Origin of the sequence: Bacillus sp. ISL-47, assembly GCF_018613175.1 — a bacterium.
GTDB lineage: Bacteria > Bacillota > Bacilli > Bacillales > Cytobacillaceae > Cytobacillus.
In genome coordinates this window covers 32,913-54,900 of the sequence record NZ_JAGGQS010000002.1, presented here as the reverse complement: position 1 = coordinate 54,900, position 21,988 = coordinate 32,913, and the positions used below count along the sequence as shown (strand labels likewise).

The window sequence follows — 21,988 nt, the reverse complement described above, 5'->3', positions numbered from 1 at the left end:
TTATTTTATTATACATAATTCCGGTAGAATCATCATTTAAAAAATAAAGGGTTAAGGTTGAATTTAGCCTGGTAATCTTTTATAACTTATCTACCAAATAGCATCATTACCTTCCGGACCAACGAATTTCCTAAAAATCGTGCCTGTTCTTTCATTTGAATAAACCAGGGAGCAGGCACGATGCAAACTAATTATCTTGATGGATCCTGGCCTTCCGTATCCCATCAAAAATACTTATACCCGCAAAAATAATAAATGTGATCATGATACTGCCAATGAACCAGGTCTCAAATTTTGTGGCTGTTATGGAGAATAAATCAGCCATATAGTTGATAAATTCGGGCTGCAGCAGATTTGGAGTTAAAAGGATAACGATGAAAACCACGGTTGCCATCACTTCGAGAAATGTGTTGTAGATAGCCATTTTTTTGGTCCATTGTCCCTGGATTAATTTGTAGAGGGCTAACCCGACTTCAAGTGCGATGATCAAGACAACAATTGGCCAAAATCCAAGTAAGACTTCTTGATTTAATGCTGCTACCACAAAATCTAATCCGTCTCTGTCACCTTCATAAATACCAATCAGGCGGTCGGCATAAAAATAGAAGGTTGCCCATATGGCTGTCCACATTAAACTTCCGGATACCTCAAATTTTGCAATGGCCTTTTTCTTAGGGATGTAGGGGATGTTTTTTAAATCCTCAGGAGTCCAGGGTTTTAAACTTGCTGATAAGGGCTGCTGTTCTTTTCCTTTATCAACCCGTTCCATAATGGCGAAGACGACCGTTAGCCAGAAGAAGGTTTGAATTCCCACTTCGATGACTCTCCAAATTCCTTCACCCATTAAGTGGAGGACTAGGTTCATAACCGTTTCTTCTCCGCTAAAACCAATAATTAATTCAGCTGCAATGGAAATTAATGCGATTGCCGCTGCAATGGGAAATATCATTTTTAATAAGGATACATATACATCAAAATAGCGCGGGCCTATCAGATGCATCGGCTGATCCCGATATCCGCTCGCTAATGCTGCAGGATTTCCCAATTTCTTTAGAACGTCTTTTATATCCTCATCATTGTGTTCATCCGGAAGCATATCCTCAATCGTTGACCGCAGCTCGAGTGCGATATCCGCACGGCTTTTCTCAGGCAGCCGGCGAATCACTTCCTGAATATAAATCTCAATTAAATTCATCTTCCTCATCCCCTTTTAATAGCTCAAAAAGTTGCTTTGAGTTATTCATCCATTCCTTTCTTAACTGCAAAAAGGTCTCTAAGCCAAACTCACTTAACACATAATACTTACGCGGCCTGCTCTCCGATGTGTCCCAGCTGCTTGTTACTAACTCCTGTTTTTCTAAACGGCGAAGCAACGGATACAAGGTGCTTTGATCAATATTAATTCCTGAGTCTTCCAGTAACTGAACAAGAGAATATCCATACTGTGGTGTCCGCAGCTGGCTCAATACAGCTAATGTCAGCGTACCTCTCCGCAGCTCAGTCGTTAACGAATTCAGTAAAGAACTCATTCACCCACCTCACTTTTTTAATACTATATGTCATACACTATATGGTTTATACTATGTGTCATACAGTATTTGTGTGACGACAACAATTGATGATTTAAAAATATGAAAGACATTTTGGAAAATTTCGGTGGCTGGGAGCAGGTGAACATCAGCTGGAGCAGATTTTTGAATAAGGACTGTTGATAATGTCTCGCTTGGCAAATAGGAGATTGCTTTGCACCAAGAACGCTGGAAGAAGCCACATAAGAGGATAAAAGTGCATCTGCTTTGAAATAAAAGGAAATTAGTAAGTAAACTTCAACTAAGGTTAATGAAGAATTTGTATTTAATGAGGTACAGCGGCAGGAATTTGAGGATTTTTTATCAATTAAGTTTTTTAAGCACAAGAGACGATATAACCTGTAATAGTTGCTGCAGGATAAACTCCCAATAATACCAATATCGCGCTTAATTCTGCTTTCTTCACTTCGAAAATTTTCCATGTGTTATAACAAAAGCTTGCATTAACATCAACTAAAGAACTCACAATTAAACCAAAGAACGCCGTCACCTTATTCAACAATCGGGCAAGATTGTTGAATAAGATAAAATAATTATTGGAAATCATGATTTTCCTTTAACAATAAAGCCACGTCCAAATTTGTTCTTATTTTCTTCCGAAATTCAAAATCTTTATACAATGGGCCAACGTGATAAATAATGAAAAATTACTCCCAATATAAAAATCTGATCCGTAAATTTCAATCATTCCAAAAATTCAATATCCATTTTTTCAAATCTACAATCCGCATATGATCGATACTTTTATTGGTTCCTGTAACAATGATGGGGATTAGTGAATCATCTTTATGCATTGAACCATGGGCACCGCCACCGGAATGTTCAGGTGAACTTTCTCCGATGAATTCATACCCAGGTTTTGCGTCAACAATAAGAAATTCACCTTCCTGAGAATGCATAGCTCCATATAACCTTGCTAATCCATCAGGATAATCCCCATAATGAATATTCTTGTTCTTTAAGGTTAAATCGAGAATGGAGGTATTTCCTTTTATAGTCCAGGATTGATTATAAATATCCTTATAGGTTCCACCGGGTTTGAAAATAGTGGATCCCTTATGATCTCCAGATATCACATGTATCATCTCTTTTTCTTTCCATGCAATCCAGGCAATCCGAGGATCAGTTTGCAATTTTCCGGCGAGATTTTTTACAGAAACACTTTCGTTAATTTTATAGATATATGCCATCCGTTCATTAGCTGTAATGACAATTTCATCGTCTTTTGCAACAGGCTTACTGAGCTTTAAAATTCTGTATTTAGAGAGGATTTCTTTTAGATCTATTAGAGCTTCTTTTTTCCGTTCATTGACAGGGGACTGATTACTGTCTCCAATAATAACCCAGATATTATTATGAAGGGCATCCTCCCATTTGGGAAAAGTATTCAAGACCTCTTGGAGATGCTTATCAAGTTTTTCAATTCCTTTTGTGGTATTTGGACCTTTCCTATGTACGGTGAAGTCATTTTCTGAAATGTACAGGATTGTAAATTCAGGAAGAATATTATTTTCCAAAAGATATTTTAATTCCTGAACCGCGAAGGCATCATTAAGCCCTATACGATTCACAAGGTGATTATTCTTAGAGTCCTGGTGAATAAATGCACCTAAAGACAGCATTTTCGGCCCAACGGTTTCATATTCCTCAGGTAAATTACTCACTTTCGTTATCAACTTAGGTACTTTAAGGGTATGAGGATAATTTCCACGATAAATTAATGCGTTAATGGATGCTGATTCCTTTTTAATATTGTTTAAATCTTCATGGATGGTTCTTACATTTGGACTGAGGTCAACATTATTATATTGATGCATGATATTTTCAGCAAATTGGGAAACTCCGAGTTTCATGATCTCAAAAAAACCATTTCCATAAGTGATAATTTGCTTCTTATCATGATCAAACCAAACGAGTCCAGGAATCTTACTCTTATCCGGGTAAGTACCAGTTATTAAAGAGCTGTCGATTGTAACCGACATGGTTGGATAGGAACTTACTAAATTTTTACTATATTGTCCATGTTTTAAAAAGAAGGCCAGAGCAGGAGCTTTTTTCTCTTGGATAGCCTTTTTTAACGGCTCATCCATAATTGAATCGATAACAAGAAGAATAATTTTAGGTGAGGTCTGACTTTCTGTTTGAATAGGAGATATTTTCTTTCCCTGTTCAAATGCTTTATTACCAATGTTAGTGCAGCCTATTACAAGAATAGATATAACTATAATAAGAAGCAAACGAATCAACAAATTTCACCTACGCTTTGTTATAGTTTAATTATAACTTTATGCAAGCATAAACATCTGGCTGCAGCTTTCGATCATCAAACCAGCCATCGCAGCATTTTCATTCCCAATAATTAATGAAGAGAGTAAAAGGTGTTGCAATTAGAAAAGATAAAAAAATATAACTGGAAGCCAGGAAGAGTCACTGCTTTGCTTTTGCAGCAGCCAATTAGACCGCAATGCAAGATTATGGACTTTACTCATATTTTAGATAGAAAAAGCTTAATCATTTGACCACTGCCTTAATTACCATGTAAAAAAGGACTTAACTTTAGAGATAAAGGCATACTAAAGCTTCATACGTTTTTACTTTCCTGATTTTATTGGCCAGATTCAAAATTTATAGGCCAAATGCGGTTTTAGCCAAACTTTTAGAGAAAGAGTACAGGCAGAAATAACTTTTACCGGCCAAATAAAAGAATTTACCGGCCAAAATCATACATTTACCGGCCAATTTCAGTAAAATACCGGCCACTCTGTATGATTTACCGGCCAAACGTTAATGTTGCAGGTAGTAAAATTCATAGCAGCCGCTGCGAAGCAGATTTTATCGGTTATTTATAAAGCTGAATCAAAAAAAAACCGCCTTCAAAGCAGGTTTTGCTGTACTAGTGTGGGTTAAAGACTAATTTGTCTTTAACCCCTTTTATTTTTGAAGGTTTTAACTTAATGGCTGTTGAGACCAGGAGGAACGTAAAATGGTGGGACTTTAATCCACCCACGCTTGCGCATTACCTGTTTTAATCTCGCAGCGAAGGCCAATTTTTCTGCTTGAAACTGAACAAACAATACACTAACATCTGTACGAACCGATTCGGAAGCAGCACCTGCAGCACGCATAATCAAACTAACGATTTTTAAAGATAATTCATTTGCAATGACGTCATCAGTTAATTTAACACCAAGAGGAATACTATTAGGATCTGATGTTGGCATCTCTTCAGGGGCCGGAGGTAACGTGATTCCTTCCTTAATCATAAAATCATGGAGTCGTTTCCTTTGGCTGGTGCCAAGTTTCATATCTTCTTCAAGCAGTGTTCGTAGCTCTTCATCTGACGTTGTATTTATAGCGGATTGAACAGATACTTTAGCTAATTCAAGTCCCGCTAAGTAAATCCAGCATGCCATCACTTCTCCGACATGAAGAGGTTGGTCTTCGTCTTGAACAGTCAGTGATTTCATGGTGTCCACGAATGTTTCCAATATATTTACCACATTAACCACTCCTAATTTTAATTGTAATAAGCATAATGTTTGTAGCCTGAATTTTTTTATGCAAAAGGTTTACACTATATTAAAAAGGAAGTTGAACTGCGAACAACTGAGAAGGTTAATTATTAAAACTAATTTCTATCCCTAAAAAATATTGTTAGCAGCTCTATGGAACAAGGAACAGTTACTTTACTTAGGGTTATAAAATAGGAGTGTAGGATAAGGCACAACAGAGATATTTAAGGAAGATGTTTCTCCGAATGTATTTGTACCGGAAGATGGTAGTGGACACCCGATTGGGTGTCCTTTTTTATTTTAAAATTTTCAGAATTATTGTTGTTTTCAAGTGAAAATTGTGTTAATTTTATAAAAATGAAGTCGGAACTTCAAAAATTATAAAAATACAGCATAAACTTCATTCTTGAAGGTGAACCTACATGATCTTAAAAGAAACGATAGAAAAAGAGTTTAATAACCTCTCCAAAGGCCAGCAAAAGGCAGCGATGTATCTGCTGGATCATCCCAAGGATTTTGCCGTGAAGTCAGCAGGGGAGATTGGAAAGAGAATCGGTGTCAGTGAAACAACGGTGATTCGATTTTGTTACTCCATTCATCTTTCGGGTTATTCAGAGCTGCAGAAAATGGTTCGCGAGCAGCTGCTGCAAACCAATAGCACGCTTGGCCAGTATTTTACGAGCAAGGTGGAGCTGGCGGAGAAGCCTCAATTCTTTGCCAATGTAATGGAAAAGGATCTCCTGCATATTCGGGAAACCATACAAAAAATTTGTGAGCAAGATTTTGATCGGATGGTTAACCGTTTAATAGATTCTGAGAAGGTCTATGTTACAGGTTTGCGGTCTTCCTTTTCAGCAGCAAGCTGGCTGGCCTTTACACTCGGAGTGGTTCGCGGTAATACCAAGCTGATCCGGCCGGATACGGATGATTTGCTGCTGACGATCAGCGATATGGATGAGAGCTCGACCTTTGTTGCGATTTCGTTTGACCGCTATATGAAGGATACGATCAAGCTGGCGGAATTGGCAAAAAAGCAGGGTGCTTTTGTAATTGGAATAACGGATTCGAGTATTGCCCCGATTAAGGAGCATGCGGATTTGCTTTTTCACATTCATTCATCGGAAAAGTCGACGATTGATGCGGCACCAGCGCTATTTTCATTTTTAAATGCGGTGATTGCAGGTGTTTCCATTAAGGACAGGGAGCGATTTGCAAAGCGAAGAGAACAATATGAGAAATTGGATAGCAACCACTTTTTTATTCAGCCGGGAGGGAAGTTGGATTGAGAGAATATATAGAAGAATTAAAACCGACGATTGATTGTGTGTTTAACCATTTGCATGAAAATCCGGAGATCAGCTGGAAGGAATACAAAACGACGGAGTATTTGAAGACCTTCCTCGAGTGCCGGGGATTTGATGTTCAGGTGTTTGGCGATTCAACCGGTCTGGTTGCTGAGGTTGGGGAAGGCAGCCCATGTGTGGCGCTGCGAGCGGATATGGATGCGCTATGGCAGGAGGTAGATGGCAAGTTTCAGGCCAATCATTCCTGCGGGCATGATGCCCATATGAGCATGGGACTTGGAGCCATGCTGCTGCTTCAAAAAGCAGGCTTTCCTTCAAAAGGGAAACTGAAATTTATTTTTCAGCCGGCTGAGGAAAAGGGAACTGGCGCCTTGAAGATGATTGAGCAGGGTGTATTGGATGATGTGGATTACTTATACGGCGTTCACCTCCGGCCGATTCAGGAGATTCGGGATGGAGAGGCATCCGCAGCCATTTATCATGGTGCAGCCCGATTCCTCACGGGTGAAATTATCGGTGAGGATGCACACGGCGCACGTCCGCATTTAGGCCAGAATGCGATTGAAATTGGCGCATCTCTTGTAAATGAAATTAAAAGCATTCATTTGGATCCAATGGTTCCTTATACAGCGAAGATGACTAAGTTCCATGCAGGCAGTGATTCAGGCAACATTATTCCAGGGAAAGCTTCCTTTAGCCTGGATCTGCGGGCTCAAACGAATGAAGTGATTGCCGCATTGTCTGAAAAAATTGAGACGATTACCGAGTACTTATCGAAATTATACGGAGTAAAGATCACGTTAGAAACAAAAGCAGATGTGGCTGCAGCCGAGGTAGACGAAGAGGCGCAGCATTTTATGGAGAAAGCCGTTGTGGATGTGCTTGGTGCGGATCAATTAAGGGAGCCGATTGTTACCTCAGGGGGGGAAGATTTTCATTTTTATACCCTGAAGAAACCGAACATCAAGGCGACCATGCTCGGATTGGGCTGTGATTTGCAGCCGGGGCTTCATCATCCGAAGATGACGTTCAATCGGGATGCCATTTATTCAGGGATTGAAATTTTAGCCAGAACATTATTGCATACATTGGGGGGAGAGGAAAATGGGCGTAACAGCAACTAAGAGTATGGAATTGCGAGTTCTTCATACAGCCTCCGATATGAATCTTGTTCAAAAGTTGGAGCATGACATCTGGAGCATGGATCCGCTTCCTGTTCATCAAACCATCACAGCTGCCCAGAATGGAGGCCTGCTGCTTGGTGCCTTTTACCAAGATGAACTGATTGGATTCAGTTATGGGTTTGCCGGTTTTAACAAGGGCAAAAGCTATCTTTGCTCCCACATGCTTGGCATTCATCCCGATCATCAGGATAAAGGGCTGGGTGCCCTTCTTAAACAGAAGCAGAAGGAGATGGCTTCCGAGATGGGGTACGACTTGATCACGTGGACATTCGATCCGCTTGAAAGCCGGAATGCCTATCTGAATCTTTCCAAGCTCCATGCAGTCTGCTCTACCTATGTAGAAAATTGCTATGGAGATATGGATGACAGTTTGAATCATGGCCTGCCGACAGACCGTTTAAAGGTAGAATGGTGGATTAATAGTTCACATGTGGAGGAACCTGTAAGGATTGATGCGGACTCTGCATTGGATCCGTTTGAATGGGGCGTGTCTGAGGACGACTTTCCGGTTCTATTAAATACAGAGTGGGAGAAGACATGGGGGCCAGTGCTCGTCCCAATTCCAACAAATTTCCAGGCAATTAAAACCCATAATTACGAACTGGCCATGGATTGGCGCTTTAAAACGAGAGAGATTTTGCAACGTTTATTCGCTCAGGGATATGCGATAGCCAGTGTTATAAAAGGACAAGAAGGACTCGTGCATTACTATGTACTGGTTCAAAGAGACGAACTGCAGCTTAACTAACACGAAAAGGCGGGAAGAGAAATGAAAGTGACAGAAGTCGTTTTGCGTCATATGAAAATGAGAATGAAAGCTCCATTTACAACAAGCTTCGGAACGTTTCAGGATAAAGAGTTTCTTCTGCTGGAAGCAAAGGATGAAAACGGCTTAAGCGGGTGGGGGGAATCCGTTGCTTTTCATTCTCCCTGGTACAATGAAGAAACGTTGAAAACGAATTGGCATATGCTGGAGGACTTTATTATTCCGAACCTATTAAATAAAGAGATCCTTCATCCTGATGAAGTTTCAGAAACACTATCTTACATACGCAAAAACAATATGGCTAAGTCAGCTTTCGAAGGTGCCGTTTGGGATTTATATGCCAAGCAGCAGGGGATTCCGCTGGCGAAAGCGATTGGCGGGACGGCCAATGAAATAGAGGTAGGAATCAGCATTGGCATTCAGGATACGGTTGATGATTTGCTGAAGCTTATTGAAGAGCATGTGAATGAAGGCTATAAGCGGATCAAAGTCAAAATCAAGCCAGGCTGGGATGTTGAGGTTATGAGGGAAGTCCGCAAGCATTTTCCGGATGTGCAGCTGATGGCTGATGCAAACTCTGCCTACAGGCTGGAGGATATTGAACTGTTAAAACAGCTGGATGAATTCGATTTAATGATGATCGAACAGCCGCTGGCATCAGACGATATTATCGACCATGCGACTCTGCAAAGAGAGCTTAAAACACCGGTATGCCTGGATGAGAGCATCCATTCCTATGAGGATGCCAGAAAAGCGATTGAGCTTGGAAGCTGCAGGATTATTAATATCAAAATTGGCCGGGTTGGCGGATTAACAGAATCCAAGAAAATTCACGATCTATGCAAGGAGCGCGGCATTCCGGTATGGTGCGGCGGGATGCTTGAATCAGGAATCGGCCGCGCACACAACATCGCCCTTACGACTCTATCAAACTTTGTGATGCCAGGCGATACTGCAGCGTCATCCCGCTACTGGGAAAAGGATCTAATTGAACCGGAAGTGACCGTTGACAATGGAATGATTCGAGTACCAGAAAAAACAGGTCTCGGCTATGAGCCTAATCTGGAAACTATCAAGCAGTTTACTGTTTCCGAAAAAAGCTTTTCTTAAAGAGGAGAGAGGATTCTCTCTTTCTCTTTTACTAATAATTGTCGCAAAATTCTAATATTAAAAGGGGGAGAAAATGATGAAAAAAAGTATACAGATTGCCGGGGCTTTTATTGGTGTCATCGTTGGCGCAGGATTTGCTTCCGGCCAGGAGATTTTGCAGTTCTTCACAAGCTTCGGGTGGATGGGGTTGATTGGAGCCGCTGTGGCAACCTTCTTGTTTGCGTTCCTGGGCATGAACTTAACACAGCTTGGAAGCCGGCTGCAGACAGACTCCCATAAAGATGTGATTTACCATATTTGCGGCAAATACCTTGGAATGGCAGTTGATTTTATCATTACCTTCTTCCTTTTCGGAGTGGCCGTTGTCATGCTTGCAGGTTCGGGCTCCATTTTTGAAGAACAGTTCGGCATACCGAGTATGGCGGGGAATATCATTATGGCCGTGTTGGCGATCCTGACGGTTTGCCTGAATGTCCAGAAAGTAATATCGATTATCTCTCTTGTAACGCCATTCTTGCTCTTAATGGTCATCATTATCGGCGGCTATGCATTAAGTACAATGGGGATTGATTTCGCAGAAGTTCAGAAGTTGGCGGAGAGTCAAACGCCAGCCGCTTCTAATTGGTTTATGGGTGCTTTATTATATGTTTCTTACAATATAGCGGCAGGTGCTGCGATGCTGGCCGTTATGGGTGGCACAACGAAGGATGAGAAACAGGCTGGACTGGGAGGAATCCTTGGCGGTGTCGGGCTGGGCGTTCTTATTTTAATTATCAATGTGGGCATGCTTGTTAAAATGGATGTCGTTGGCGGATCGGACATGCCGATTCTCGCGCTGGCAAATGAAATTTCACCGGCGTTTGGCTTATTAATGTTCGTCGTGCTGCTTGGCATGATTTATAACACAGCGGTTGGAATGCTTTATGCGTTCACGGCACGTGTGGTAAAAAGGGAGAATCCGAAGTTCAGCCTTTATGTTGTTTTATTTGGAGCAGCGGCATTTGGTGCAAGCTTTGTGGGCTTCATCACATTGGTCGGCACGGTTTATCCACTGATGGGGTATCTTGGATTTACGCTGATTGCAGCGATTGTGTATTCCTGGTTTAGAGTGAAGAAGAAAGCTGCTGGCAGTATTAACAACGGCATTCGTGTTGAACAATAATTAGTCCAGACTTCATTATTTCAGGCATAAAAGGGCCAATCCATGCTGTTTAAAGCTATGGATTGGCCCTTTTTTTAGTACTCACTATTAATGGAAAGAATATCTTCAAAGTGTTTTTAAATGACTGTTTGCGCAAACTTTGTTGCTTTTTAATCAAGTAGTGAGGAGTGGTTGATTTCCGCTCCAGGATGCTCAGCGAACTGCGGGGCGGGCGGTGGTGAGCCTCCTCGGCGCGCAGCGCCTGTGAGGTCTCACCTGTCCCACTCCTCCCGCAGGACTTTGAATAAGCATCCTCGAATCATCACCGCACGAAGGAAATGCGGATGCATTTTCGCGGGATTAGCACCTTCCGCTACAATCAACCAACCTTATTTTTCAAGGTTTTTAATCACAATATCTATTTAAAAACAACAATCTTTTAGAAAAAGAGCCTTTTATATTTAGAAAGCTCGACCACTCTGAGCTTCTGTGCCTTTTCTTCTTGAAAGTGCCCCTTTTTACAAGGACTCTGAATCAAACAAATCCTCCATCTGCCGGGCAAGCTTAAAATCCAGCTCCGATAGGCCATTCTCACTCCAGGAGGTGAGGGAGACAATCACCATTTTGTATTGAATGTTAATAAAAGGATGATGATTTTCTTTTTCAGCTATTGCGGCGATTTTGTTCACGAAATCAATTCCGTCCAAGTATTCTTTAAAGCGAAAACGGCGTTCGATCCATTTGCTATCTTTTCTTTTCCACTCAGGCAGTGAGGTTAATTGTTGGGTTACTTCTTCTTCACTTAATTGCGTCATACGGTTACATGCCTCCGATCGAAGATGACATCCAATCCATTTTGAATCAGCCGGATGTAGCGTTCCTCTTCACTTAATTTTTCTAGCTGATCAAGCAGCAATTTTTTCAGTGGTGATTCTTTGTCATACCTTTCCACTAATTCAAGGATTTCCAGCTGAAGCAGCCACTCTTCTGGGAATTCATTGAGTATTTTTCCAACAATGCTGTGAAGAAGTACGTCTTTAGAGAAATTGGATTCCCGGATTTGCCTTACTTCTTCATATAATTGTTCTAGAGGGGTAAGGGTCTTTCCTTCTTTTTGGGCGTCTTCATTTATAATCGGTTCCCCGTGGAATGATGCGTAATCGGCTGCAATTGGGCGTGCGGATACAATTTGACTGCCAACTGCTAAATCATATGTGCCCCAGGCCGGATCGAACAAGACGTCATCTCCTTTTTTAACAAGACATTCTTCTAACGTGATCAAGACAAGTGAATCTTGATGAATTAGTAAGCTGGTCACATGACCGGAGATTTCTATTCCGCTTTCGTATGTTATTTGCATCATTTTATTCATTTCGATGCCCAGTTTCTTCAGGCTCTGTTCCGACTGTTCCTCAAGCTGAATGCCACCTGCAAGCCTTCCAATAGGTGCGCCAAATCCATCAATGTGAACATCTGGACCATGATGATCGATTTGTTTGTTTTGGATTGAAAGGGCACTGGGACCTGTTGTTTTTAGATAGATTGCTTCTCCGTCCAGATCTTTTAAGATATCCGTAAACAGACCTGTAATCTGAATGCCTGAATTGTATTCAATATGCGAAACTTGGCTCGAAGCAATCGCTTTCTCAATGGCTTCCGTGCCTCCTTGGCGAAAGGCCATCGTTTCACCGAAATGATTCACTTTCTCAATCAATTGTTCAAAGCTTTCGCAAACAAATAGCTGGGTTTGCATGGACGTAACATCGTAGCTGGTCGCTATCGCATCCTCTATGGAAAATTGCCGTTTTATCACTTTATCAGACAGGCAATACTTGCTTTCACCAACAGAAGACAGAAGACCTGCTCCAAAGATTTTTGGATTATGGAGATCCCCAATCAGGCCAAATTCAACCGTCCACCAAAAGATTCGGGAGATTTGTTCCGCTTCCGAAAGTCCCTTTACAAGCTGCTGCTTTTCCTTTAAATGCTTTTTGGCAGCTTCCATTTCGGCTTCCGTAGAGTTCGGATTTTCCATAATAATTGATAAATGCCTTGTCGCTTCAAATACCTCATGTTCTTCTTTTGTTGCAAAAGCATTGGCCCCAATGTTTCCTATCAATCTAACAAAGTTGGAATATGTTTCATCGAATAAGATCGGCGCGTGCCCCGCTGCTTCATGGAGAATATCGGGGGCAGGTGTGTATTCAATATTGGTTTTTTGACGAATATCCGTTGCGATCGGGAGGATGCCATGTGCTTGAAAATCGAAAAAGGCTGTTCCTGGAATCAGTCCGTCAACAATGACAGCCCCCCAGCCGATCTTTCCTAATTGGTCGTTCATTTCGGACACTCGCGGAATGCTGTCTATATTAATACCTGACGATTTTAAACCAGATGTGAATGCATCATGAGCGATGTCTTGAAGGAAATGATGATTTTGTCTCATCACATAACGCCAAACCGCATGGTCAATGGGGGTGTATTTGTTGTAATGCTGTTGGGCTGTAAATGGGCGTAAGTGTGCTGGTATGGATTTTTTCATAAAGTCTATCTCCCTGCATAAAGTTTTATCCCTTAAACGCTTTTAAGTGCGGAAGTTATATACATAAAAAATCCCTGCCGAATTTTCATTCAGCAGGGACGATTTTACTCGCGGTACCACCCTGATTGTAAGTAAAGAACTTACCACTTAAGAGAATAACGGTTAAACCGTCTTATTTCTTTGTAAAGAAATGGCGTGTTAAAACTAAATGTTGATTTAGCATCGTGTTGATTGGAGCGGAAGGCGCGAGATCCTCGAAAATGCATTCGCACTTTCTTAGTGCGGATTCGAGGAAGCATATTCAAAGTCCTGCGGGAGTAGTGTACCAATGGGAGACCCCACAGGCGTAAAACGATGAGGAGGGTCCCGGAAGTCCGCGATTCGCTGAGTGCCTGCAGCGTAAATCAACACTTAATTTTAACTGAGCCAAAGAAATAAGAAGCTCCAGAAACGTAATTCATGATTTCCTTTGTACTGGTTCACAGCAACCACCAGCTCTCTGCAACAGGGAGGATACCATTACTTCAATTCCTTCAAAGCATTTAAGTATGGATATGATGCTTTATATCTTAAACGCTTTTAAGTATTAAAGTCAATGGTGTTTTTCATTTTAATCATATAGCAGCCATCAATCTACTGTCCTTTAACCTTGGGCTTGCATTTTACGTCTTATATTCATAGAGTTTATATAAAGATAGAATGAAAGAATGGCTCATATATTATGCTAGCCCAGTTGAAGGGGATGAATGAAATGCTAAAGAAAGTCGCCACAAATATTGCTGCGTCCACGAGTGAAATCATCGGATATGACGTCATTATAACCGATGAAACCGGTACGATTATTGCTGCCAGCGATAAGGATAGATTGGGGATCGTTCATGAAGCTTCTATACCGGTTATTAAAAATAAAAGGCCATTAACCATCAGGCCCGGCTATATCGATCATTTTGAAGGGACAAAACCCGGTTTCACCCTCCCGATCGAAATACATGGCAATATCATTGGAACGATTGCGATTACAGGAGAGAGAAGGAATGTAGAGAAGTACGGCCTCTTAGTCAAAAAGCATGCTGAAATTATGCTGAGGGAAGAAATTCTTGTGGAGTCCAGTCTTATTTCTCAGCAAGCCCATCAGCAATTTATAAAAGAAATCCTGGCTTTTGAAGCAAATCAATCTAGTGAAAACCTGCTGAAAACCCGAAGCTTCGAGCTTGGTTTTGAATTAAAGCCGCCATTTATCTGTGTGGCTGTCGAAGTCCTGAATATGGACGATATCATCAGGGGATTTTCTGATTCCCGGTATCATGATGAATCACTGGAAGTCCGTATTCAGCGCATTAAACTAACGATATTAAAAGAGATTCAATTTGTTTTTACCCATAAAGATCTTTCCACTTATATGGGAGATGACAAGTTTATCATTTTGCATAAAGGAGGGGACAGTAGTCATTCCTATGGCGAATTGTCTGCAGGATGCAAGCAGCTTGTAAAGCGTTTGGATGCGAAAAGCATTAAAGGGATCATTGGCATAGGAGGTGCTGCAGACACGATTCCGGAAATCAAACGATCAAATCGGGAAGCCTGGAAAGTGATAGAGATTGGCAAAAAACATAGAGGAACTGAAAGAGTGTTTCATGTGAATGATTATCAGCTGGAGACCTTGCTTCAGAGTATGGATCCAGATTCTATGGGGATGTTGAAAAGGGAAATGAAGCAGCTGCTTGTGTCAGATGACTGGGAGGATCTATCACAGACCATAAAGGCTTGGTGTGATTCAGGCTTCAGCAAAGTGGATACCGCCCATTCCCTTCACATACATAGAAATACCCTGCAAAATCGACTGGAAAAAATAGAAGAGATTACAGGAATTCATAAAAAGGATTTCCGGAGGATGCTGTATTTGTATTTGGGTATTTCGCTAATGGAATGGAAGTTTATAGGAATGTAACACACAGCAAAATAGACAAATAGCTTCCAGAGTTTCTAACATAGCAAACTTAAAAATGTGCGAAATGCACAAATTTACATCATTTTTAACCTAAACCATGTTCTTAAGTTCCATTGTTCCAGTTATTATTCTCAACTATAATTATAATATTCAAAATATTTAGAGAGAGGGTTGAAGATGGACGCAGATGTTGGAATTATAGGCTTGGGAACAATGGGAAGCATGGCGATGTGGCAATTGGCTAAGTCAGGAGCTTCTGTCATCGGTTTTGAACAATTTGGCGTCGGACATGACCGGTCCGCTGCAGGCGGTGAATCAAGGATTTTCCGGACAGCCTATAAAGAAGGGACTCATTATGTTCCATTGCTCAAGGATGCATATAAGCTATGGCGGAACCTGGAAGAGGAGTCAGGCAATCCTTTATTAACCTTAACCAGCGGCTTAATCATTGGCCATCCAGAGACAGCTGATATGAAAAACGTTTATAAAAGTATACAAGAATATCATTTGGATCATGAGGTACTGAACTGGGAAGAAGCCGGGAAAAGGTACCCGCAGCATCGTTTGCAGAAGGGTGAACAAATCATTATTGATAAACTATCAGGCTATCTTCGCCCGCAGCTTTCCATTGTTTCTGCTGTTCAGCGGGCCCGCGACCTGGGAGCAGAGATTCATAGTCACACGGCTGTCGATCATATTAAAAGTGAAAGAGATGGCGTGACGATATTTGCTGGAGGCAAAACCTTTAAGGTTCGGAAGGTTCTTGTTACAGCTGGACCATGGGCAGTGAATTTCATGCAGGAGTTTGCTGATTTCATGGATGTCCGCCGGCTTGTTAATGCCTGGTTCCTTCCAAGAAAAGCCAATCACTTTTGTGAAGAGAATTTCCCTGTATTTACAAGGGAAAGGGAAGGCTTCTATTATTATGGATTTCCTTCTGTTGATGGCAATATGGTGAAAATCGGCATGTTTACCACAGAGAAGAGCCGGATTTCCAGTCCTGATTCGCTTGATCGGGCGGTCGATCTAAAAGAGCTGGCTGCCTTTGCGGAGATCATTGAAAAAGATCTGCCAGGCTTGTACCCTGATCCCTCAAGAGTCAATTCATATATGGAGATTTATACAGCAGATCGGCATCCAGTGATTGGGACCAGTACTGGCCAGGACCGTATTATCTACTTAACCGGTTTCTCGGGGCATGGCTTTAAGCTTGCGCCTGTCATGGGCAAAATCGGCGCAGAGCTTGCGCTATATGGAAAAACGGATTATCACATTGAACCGTTTTCACCAGCACGTTTTATTAGAGAGGGTTCTGTTTAAGGTATCGTACGAAAAATTTAGAGGAGGCTGTTTATGGAAAAAAGAAAAGCGACATATGGTGAATCGATATTAGCCCTATTATTTATGTTCGTATTCGTCTTTGTGGGGTTTCTGGCTTTTGGTTTAAGAGTGGAATTAATGATGGTTGCAGCGGCAGGTTGTGCCGGGATCCTGGCATGGAGGCTTGGCTATTCATGGAGCGAACTGGAAAAAGCCATCAGCAGCCGTATTGCAGGTGCGACACCGGCGATTCTGATCATTTGGGTAATCGGAATGGTCATTTCGACTTTCATCTTCAGCGGTTCCATTCCTATGCTGATTTTCTTCGGAATTGATATCGTCACTCCCCAATATCTCCTTGTAACAACCTTTTTATTGTGTGTTGTTTTCTCAACCATTACGGGTACTTCTTGGGGCTCAGCAGGAACTGCCGGCCTGGCATGTATGAGCATCGCGGCCGGGTTTGGCGTGCCGCTTCATATTACAGCAGCAGCGGTTATTTGCGGCTCGATCTTTGGCGATAAAATGTCACCGCTCTCTGAGACAACGAATCTTGCAGCCGCTACTTCAGGTGTGGATTTATATGACCATATAAGGTCCATGATGTGGACAACATTTCCTGCAGCCCTCATAACCCTTGTGTTTTTTTACATCGTTGGTCTCAATCTGGAGATTACCGGAGAAGGGGTGCCGGAAGAAGCATTAGCGATGCAGGCTGGATTGGCTGAGCTATTTAATTGGAGCCCGCTGCTGATTTTGCCATTTATTATTATCCTTGCAGGGGCCATTACGAAAAAGCCACCTGTGCCGACGATGCTTGTTGCCTGCTTATCAGCTATTGCCATTGGAGTCCTGTATCAGGGGTATACGCTGGAATCTGGGATATTTGCTTCGTTAAGAGGGTTTAATGTCAGTATGGTTCCTGGAGCGGATCCAGCCAATTTAGCTGAAAGTGTCCTTACCCTGCTAAATCGCGGGGGAATTGTTTCCATGGTCGGTGTTGTTATCATTATTTATTGCGGATATGCCTATACGGCGATCATTAGCAAGGCAGGATTTTTAGAGGTGGCCATTGCTCCGCTTGCAAACAGAGTGAGGACGCGCGGGCCGCTGATGATCACTACTTTATTCACCGGATTGGTATTGCTGGTCTTTTCCGGTACTTCCTACACGGTGGCAATCATGCTTCCGGAAATGTTCAAGAAACCATTCCTTAAAGCGGGGATGGCAGCCAGAACTTTATCAAGGAGCATTGAAGACGTAGGCACTATGGTCGCAGCTCTTGTCCCATGGGGAACATCCGGTGCATTTTATATCAGCACTTTAGGGGTGCCGATCTATGGAGCTGGCGGTTATGGAATATGGGCCGTTATGACTTATCTTACACCGATCATAGCTTTCATATTAGCCTTTGCCGGGATAGGAGTCTATAAACTTAGCAAAGAGGAAGCGGAAGAGGCAATTATTGCAGGTGATCAAAAAGCTATTTAGGAATTGGCAGTATATACATAAAATGGCCTCAGCGTATTGCTGAGGCTGTTTTATTGTATATACTTCCTTTTTAGCCAACTTCATAAAATTACAGCTCTGTTAAACTTGCCTGTTGATTTCCGCTCCAGGCACTCGCTTTCCGCGGGCGGTCCGGGAGCCTCCTCGGCGCATTCGCGCCTGCGGGGTCTCCCGTTGACACGCTTCTCCCGCAGGAGTCTCGTGCCTTCCGCTCCAATCAACAGGGTGCTAAAATCAATATTTGGCTTTAACAGGCCCAAATACAAAGCTAGGTGCTAATTTATATGATTCCTACACAAATTCTTAATTCTCTGCACATCAACCATACACTTGTCCCTATTCCTGAATAGCATATTATGAAGGGGGTGATAAGGATATGTTAAATCATTCAAACGAAAATCAAATAAGCCGTTGCTCCCGCCGAACTGTTAAATCAATAGTACCGCTGATCGAAATAATACCCAGAAGTGATATAGGCGACACTCCAGACGAGAACTGCGTATATTATTGTATTGGTTATGTTTGCGTTAAAGTTTGCTATGGCGAGTAGCTATACTCGTTCTTGGGCGTGTTGAACGCTCAAGCATACATAATGTTATTGGGATATATGAAGGATCTTATAGATGACTCCATTCACTTCTTTTGAGATATCTAAATCGGTTAAAAAGTAAAACGCCTCATACTCCCATTTATCGGGATTATATGTAACTAAATAATAGGTATTCTCCAATACTGGAAGTTCTTGTGCTATCTTAGCTTTTAGGTTAAGAAGGCTTTCCTGCGGCTGGATTCTTCCTGTAATGTGATACAGGTAGTTGCTCTCCGTGAAGTTCGATGAAGTGGTGTCAATGAGCGGTATTCCTACATTAACCCGCTGCCATCCAAATGAGTTTAAAATATTGTCGTAGAATCCATCAAATAAAAATTTGTTTAGGCCGCTGCTGTCTTTCCATAGATATAAAGGGCAATAGCTATTTTGGTTATTATCGTTTATTCCTTTTTCTGTTATCAAATATAGTTTGAATTTCAGATCCTGAAATCCGTCCGTTTTATAAGCATTCTTTTTTACCCGTGCTTTAATGATTTGCATATCATAATCACTTGGTAAAGTAATTTTATACTGTGCTGCTATCATTGCATATTTCCTCCTTAGACATTATGGGAGCATAGGAATTGTAGCTTAGTTAAAATATGAATCGTTGATCGGTTTTATGTTAGAGTTGCTATTCATTTAGAGCCTTTTCAAGGTGAATTACATCCAGGGGCTAGGCAGGTATAAATGGGGTATAAATTCCAGCAGTTCTTCAAAGGATAAGATTGCCATACATAAGATTAAAGGATTGAACGGGTGAACAATATGCTGGGATGGATCAAACGCAAAGTTGAATATTCGAAACTGGACCGCAAAGAGGATTTTAGTATTCCTGACCAGCCGGTATCTAAGATCTTAAGCCAAAATATTACCTATATTTCGGACCTTTTGGGGAAGAACTCGGATATTGTGTTTAGGCGTTTTACGATTGGGCGCCAGCAAAAAGCAGATGCTTTAATTGTTGCAATAGAGGGGTTATATGACAAAACAGCCATCAATGAGAACATTATCAAGCCGCTTATGGAGCTTGAAACGGAGGATCATCCTATTTTACAAAGGCTGGAGACGATCGAGCAGGATTTGCTGAGTATATCCGACATTTCTACAGAAAGTATGATGAAAAAGAGTGTTTCTCAATTATTAAAGGGAGATCCGATTTTGTTAATTGATGGAATGGAGAAGGTATATATTCTTGGTTCAAGAGCTTGGGAAATGAGAGGCATTCAGGAGCCCGTAACGGAAACGGTTGTAAGGGGACCGAGGGAAGGCTTTGTTGAAACCTTAAGAACCAATACGTCCATGCTTAGACGAAAAATTCATAACCAGAATCTAATCATTGAGCAAATGACGCTTGGTACCTTATCACAAACAGATGTGGCAATTGCGTATATTGATCATTTGGTGAATCCGGATATATTGGAAGAAGTAAAAAATAGGCTGAAGAGAATAAACACAGACGCCATAATGGAATCGGGGTATATTGAAGAATTTATCGAGGATGCGCCTTATTCTCCATTTCCTACTGTCTCCAATACAGAGAGGCCGGACGTTGTTTCGGCAAGATTATTGGAAGGAAGAATTGCGATTATGGTAGATGGGACATCCACCGTTTTAGTCGTCCCGTATCTGATGATGGAGTCATTCCAGGCTGCTGAAGATTATTATTCAAGACCTTACTATGCATCATTCTTAAGGATATTAAGGCTCGTTGGGTTTTTGGTATCTACCTTGGCGCCTGCAGCTTATGTGGCGTTTCAAAATTTTCATAAAGAAACCTTTCCTACTGAGCTATTAATCAGTCTTTCGGCATCAAGACAGGGCGTGCCTTTCCCTCTCTTTATAGAAGTTTATATCATGATCATTAGTTTTGAATGGCTGAGGGAAGCAGGAATACGCATGCCCAGGCATGTTGGACAAGCTGTTTCCATTGTAGGGGCTTTGGTTCTCGGGGAATCTGCAGTGAATGCTGGCTTTGTTGGTGCTCCTACCGTCATCGTTGTGGCGATTTCAGCGATTACCAGCTTCATTATTACCCCATTGAATGATTCGATCTCTATACTCCGATTCATGTATTTATTTGCGGCCGGAATTTTAGGGATCTATGGGGTTATGCTGGCTCTTACCTTTTTCCTGCTACATGTTGCTTCTTTGCGCTCATTTGGCGTGCCATACATGTCTCCATGGTTCCCGATTACGTGGGCGGGCTGGAAGGATTTTTTAATCAGAGCGCCATTTTGGCAATTGAATCGCCGTCCAGAAGCCCTTCAGACTGTGAATGAAGTGCGCCAGGTGAAAGGCAACAAACCAAGATCGGGCAAGAAGCAAGAAGGAGGAGAAGAACTTTGAGATACTTGGCACTACTTCTTCTTCCTTTTACGATGATCATACTGACTGGCTGCTGGGGAAGTACAGAATTAAGGGATGTCGGAATTGTATCGGGTATAGGAATTGATAAAGGAGACGAATCGGGATTTGATGTTACTGCCCAAACAATTAAAACGGGCAGCCCCAATAGTGATCTCCCCAGTACGGCAATTGTTCATACTGCCCACGGAGCTACGGTGTTTGAAGCGATCAGGAATTTTATCATTGAGGCAAAAAGGAAGGAAATCCATCAGCATATTGATTCGCTCATTATCGGAAAGACAGCAGCTGAAGACGGAGTGACCCCTGCCTTTGATTTCTTTTTACGCGATCATGAACCTCGATTTAACATGTCCGTTTTCTTGGCAGAAGAAAATGCAAAGGAAATTTTAGAGATCGTGAATACTGAATTGTTTGATATTCCAGCAAGAGCGATGAGAAACTCTCTCGTGGAGCAAAAAGCATTATCGAAAGCCCCTTATGTGGAATTGCATAATTTTTACCAGCGTTTAATTGAACCCTATCAAGACCCTTATATGCCCATCATTCATAAGAGAGTTAATGATTTTGAGAATTATGGAACCGCGATTTTTAAAGGAGATAAATTGGTGGGGGAGCTAGATGCAGTTGAAACGAGGGGAATGCTGAGAGTACAGGGGGAGTTAAAAGGGGGTATTCAGGTTATTCATATGCCTCTCTCTGAAGAAGAAACCGTTAACGTATCAATCGAAATTAAAGACTCAAAGACTTCTATCAATACTATTTTAAAAAATGGACAGCCAGTTATCGAGATACTCATTCAAGAAACGGGATTTATTGGTGAAACCTCGAAGGCTGTAAGATTAACGAATGAAAATATCAAGAAAATCAATCAATTATACGAAAAAGCTGTAAAAAAAGAAGTTAAGAATACGGTGGATAAGATTCAAAAAGAACTAAAGGCAAATACCTTTGATTTTGCTGAAATTATTCGCAGGAAAGAAAATGACTACTGGAAACAACATAAAGAGCAGTGGGAGGAAATTTACCCTTCATTAAAAGTGGTTGTAAAAGTCAGCACAGATTTGCCGGCAAACGGCTTATTAAACTATGAAGGGGGCAGATAGT

At 41.6% G+C, this 21,988-nt stretch carries 17 protein-coding genes and 1 other annotated feature; of the genes, 10 read left to right on the top strand and 7 right to left on the bottom strand.

The annotated features are described in order from the left end of the window. Positions 1–187: 187 nt before the first annotated feature. From J7I93_RS00940 to J7I93_RS00925, 4 genes are all read right to left on the bottom strand, one after another. Entirely contained in the window at positions 188–1,195 is a 1,008-nt protein-coding gene (locus J7I93_RS00940; RefSeq protein WP_214722566.1) for an HAAS signaling domain-containing protein, read from the bottom strand. Further along, positions 1,182–1,529 carry a PadR family transcriptional regulator gene (locus J7I93_RS00935; RefSeq protein WP_214722565.1) on the bottom strand — a complete coding sequence of 116 codons (348 nt, stop codon included), beginning with the start codon at positions 1,527–1,529 and terminating at the stop codon, positions 1,182–1,184. Before J7I93_RS00935 ends, J7I93_RS00940 begins: the two co-directional genes overlap by 14 nt. Before the next feature lie 740 nt (positions 1,530–2,269). Then, positions 2,270–3,835, bottom strand: a complete 1,566-nt coding sequence (locus J7I93_RS00930) for an alkaline phosphatase family protein (RefSeq protein ID WP_214722564.1) — start codon at positions 3,833–3,835, stop codon at positions 2,270–2,272. A gap of 705 nt (positions 3,836–4,540) precedes the next feature. Then, on the bottom strand, positions 4,541–5,089 hold the full coding sequence (locus tag J7I93_RS00925) for a DUF3231 family protein (protein ID WP_214722563.1): 549 nt from the start codon (positions 5,087–5,089) through the stop codon (positions 4,541–4,543). A gap of 434 nt (positions 5,090–5,523) precedes the next feature. Between J7I93_RS00925 and J7I93_RS00920 the strand changes: the two genes are divergently transcribed. The 5 genes from J7I93_RS00920 (at position 5,524) to J7I93_RS00900 (ending at position 10,627) form a co-directional block, all read left to right on the top strand. Next, positions 5,524–6,387 carry a MurR/RpiR family transcriptional regulator gene (locus J7I93_RS00920; protein WP_214722562.1) on the top strand — a complete coding sequence of 288 codons (864 nt, stop codon included), beginning with the start codon at positions 5,524–5,526 and terminating at the stop codon, positions 6,385–6,387. After that, positions 6,384–7,529 carry a M20 peptidase aminoacylase family protein gene (locus J7I93_RS00915; RefSeq protein WP_214722561.1) on the top strand — a complete coding sequence of 382 codons (1,146 nt, stop codon included), beginning with the start codon at positions 6,384–6,386 and terminating at the stop codon, positions 7,527–7,529. The genes J7I93_RS00920 and J7I93_RS00915 overlap by 4 nt, the downstream gene beginning before the upstream one ends. Then, a complete protein-coding gene (locus J7I93_RS00910; RefSeq protein WP_214987747.1) occupies positions 7,510–8,337 on the top strand; it encodes a GNAT family N-acetyltransferase in 828 nt (275 codons plus the stop codon). The genes J7I93_RS00915 and J7I93_RS00910 overlap by 20 nt, the downstream gene beginning before the upstream one ends. A gap of 21 nt (positions 8,338–8,358) precedes the next feature. Continuing rightward, on the top strand, positions 8,359–9,465 hold the full coding sequence (gene menC, locus J7I93_RS00905; RefSeq protein ID WP_214722560.1) for an o-succinylbenzoate synthase: 1,107 nt from the start codon (positions 8,359–8,361) through the stop codon (positions 9,463–9,465). A 76-nt stretch (positions 9,466–9,541) separates the two neighbouring features. Beyond that, on the top strand, positions 9,542–10,627 hold the full coding sequence (locus J7I93_RS00900; RefSeq protein ID WP_214722692.1) for a YkvI family membrane protein: 1,086 nt from the start codon (positions 9,542–9,544) through the stop codon (positions 10,625–10,627). 497 nt (positions 10,628–11,124) lie between these two features. Here the strand turns inward: J7I93_RS00900 and J7I93_RS00895 are convergent, their stop codons facing one another. Continuing rightward, positions 11,125–11,421, bottom strand: a complete 297-nt coding sequence (locus tag J7I93_RS00895) for a 4a-hydroxytetrahydrobiopterin dehydratase (RefSeq protein ID WP_214722559.1) — start codon at positions 11,419–11,421, stop codon at positions 11,125–11,127. Next, positions 11,418–13,148, bottom strand: coding sequence for an aromatic amino acid hydroxylase (locus J7I93_RS00890; protein WP_214722558.1), 1,731 nt, complete (start codon positions 13,146–13,148; stop codon positions 11,418–11,420). The genes J7I93_RS00895 and J7I93_RS00890 overlap by 4 nt, the downstream gene beginning before the upstream one ends. A 91-nt stretch (positions 13,149–13,239) precedes the next feature. Continuing rightward, positions 13,240–13,694 (bottom strand) — a binding site (T-box leader). A gap of 205 nt (positions 13,695–13,899) precedes the next feature. On the opposite strand from J7I93_RS00890, the gene J7I93_RS00885 reads away from it, so the two are divergent. The 3 genes from J7I93_RS00885 to nhaC all read left to right on the top strand — a co-directional run bounded on the left by J7I93_RS00885 (position 13,900) and on the right by nhaC (position 17,907). Continuing rightward, positions 13,900–15,096, top strand: a complete 1,197-nt coding sequence (locus J7I93_RS00885; RefSeq protein WP_214722557.1) for a CdaR family transcriptional regulator — start codon at positions 13,900–13,902, stop codon at positions 15,094–15,096. A gap of 177 nt (positions 15,097–15,273) precedes the next feature. Beyond that, positions 15,274–16,416, top strand: a complete 1,143-nt coding sequence (gene solA, locus J7I93_RS00880; RefSeq protein ID WP_214722556.1) for an N-methyl-L-tryptophan oxidase — start codon at positions 15,274–15,276, stop codon at positions 16,414–16,416. A 33-nt stretch (positions 16,417–16,449) separates the two neighbouring features. Further along, a complete protein-coding gene (nhaC, locus tag J7I93_RS00875; protein WP_214722555.1) occupies positions 16,450–17,907 on the top strand; it encodes a Na+/H+ antiporter NhaC in 1,458 nt (485 codons plus the stop codon). Between the two features lie 613 nt (positions 17,908–18,520). On the opposite strand, the gene J7I93_RS00870 is transcribed toward nhaC, so the two are convergent. Beyond that, positions 18,521–19,060: a DUF4865 family protein gene (locus J7I93_RS00870; RefSeq protein ID WP_214722554.1), complete on the bottom strand. Its 540-nt coding sequence runs from the start codon at positions 19,058–19,060 to the stop codon at positions 18,521–18,523. A 222-nt stretch (positions 19,061–19,282) separates the two neighbouring features. On the opposite strand from J7I93_RS00870, the gene J7I93_RS00865 reads away from it, so the two are divergent. Together J7I93_RS00865 and J7I93_RS00860 are read left to right on the top strand one after the other, a co-directional pair. Further along, a complete protein-coding gene (locus tag J7I93_RS00865; RefSeq protein WP_251025682.1) occupies positions 19,283–20,863 on the top strand; it encodes a spore germination protein in 1,581 nt (526 codons plus the stop codon). Continuing rightward, positions 20,860–21,987 (top strand): Ger(x)C family spore germination protein, encoded by a 1,128-nt coding sequence (locus J7I93_RS00860; protein ID WP_214722552.1) that lies wholly within the window; start codon positions 20,860–20,862, stop codon positions 21,985–21,987. The genes J7I93_RS00865 and J7I93_RS00860 overlap by 4 nt, the downstream gene beginning before the upstream one ends. Position 21,988: the final 1 nt, after the last annotated feature.

What these genes read in the sequence shown, in the direction of transcription:
- J7I93_RS00885 (WP_214722557.1), top strand. Translation starts at nt 13,900, where the DNA reads ATGCTAAAGAAAGTCGCCACAAATATTGCTGCGTCCACGAGTGAAATC.
- nhaC (WP_214722555.1), top strand. Translation starts at nt 16,450, where the DNA reads ATGGAAAAAAGAAAAGCGACATATGGTGAATCGATATTAGCCCTATTA.
- J7I93_RS00895 (WP_214722559.1), bottom strand. Translation starts at nt 11,421, where the DNA reads ATGACGCAATTAAGTGAAGAAGAAGTAACCCAACAATTAACCTCACTG.
- J7I93_RS00910 (WP_214987747.1), top strand. Translation starts at nt 7,510, where the DNA reads ATGGGCGTAACAGCAACTAAGAGTATGGAATTGCGAGTTCTTCATACA.
- J7I93_RS00900 (WP_214722692.1), top strand. Translation starts at nt 9,542, where the DNA reads ATGAAAAAAAGTATACAGATTGCCGGGGCTTTTATTGGTGTCATCGTT.
- solA (WP_214722556.1), top strand. Translation starts at nt 15,274, where the DNA reads ATGGACGCAGATGTTGGAATTATAGGCTTGGGAACAATGGGAAGCATG.
- J7I93_RS00870 (WP_214722554.1), bottom strand. Translation starts at nt 19,060, where the DNA reads ATGATAGCAGCACAGTATAAAATTACTTTACCAAGTGATTATGATATG.
- menC (WP_214722560.1), top strand. Translation starts at nt 8,359, where the DNA reads ATGAAAGTGACAGAAGTCGTTTTGCGTCATATGAAAATGAGAATGAAA.
- J7I93_RS00890 (WP_214722558.1), bottom strand. Translation starts at nt 13,148, where the DNA reads ATGAAAAAATCCATACCAGCACACTTACGCCCATTTACAGCCCAACAG.
- J7I93_RS00865 (WP_251025682.1), top strand. Translation starts at nt 19,283, where the DNA reads ATGCTGGGATGGATCAAACGCAAAGTTGAATATTCGAAACTGGACCGC.
- J7I93_RS00935 (WP_214722565.1), bottom strand. Translation starts at nt 1,529, where the DNA reads ATGAGTTCTTTACTGAATTCGTTAACGACTGAGCTGCGGAGAGGTACG.
- J7I93_RS00940 (WP_214722566.1), bottom strand. Translation starts at nt 1,195, where the DNA reads ATGAATTTAATTGAGATTTATATTCAGGAAGTGATTCGCCGGCTGCCT.
- J7I93_RS00920 (WP_214722562.1), top strand. Translation starts at nt 5,524, where the DNA reads ATGATCTTAAAAGAAACGATAGAAAAAGAGTTTAATAACCTCTCCAAA.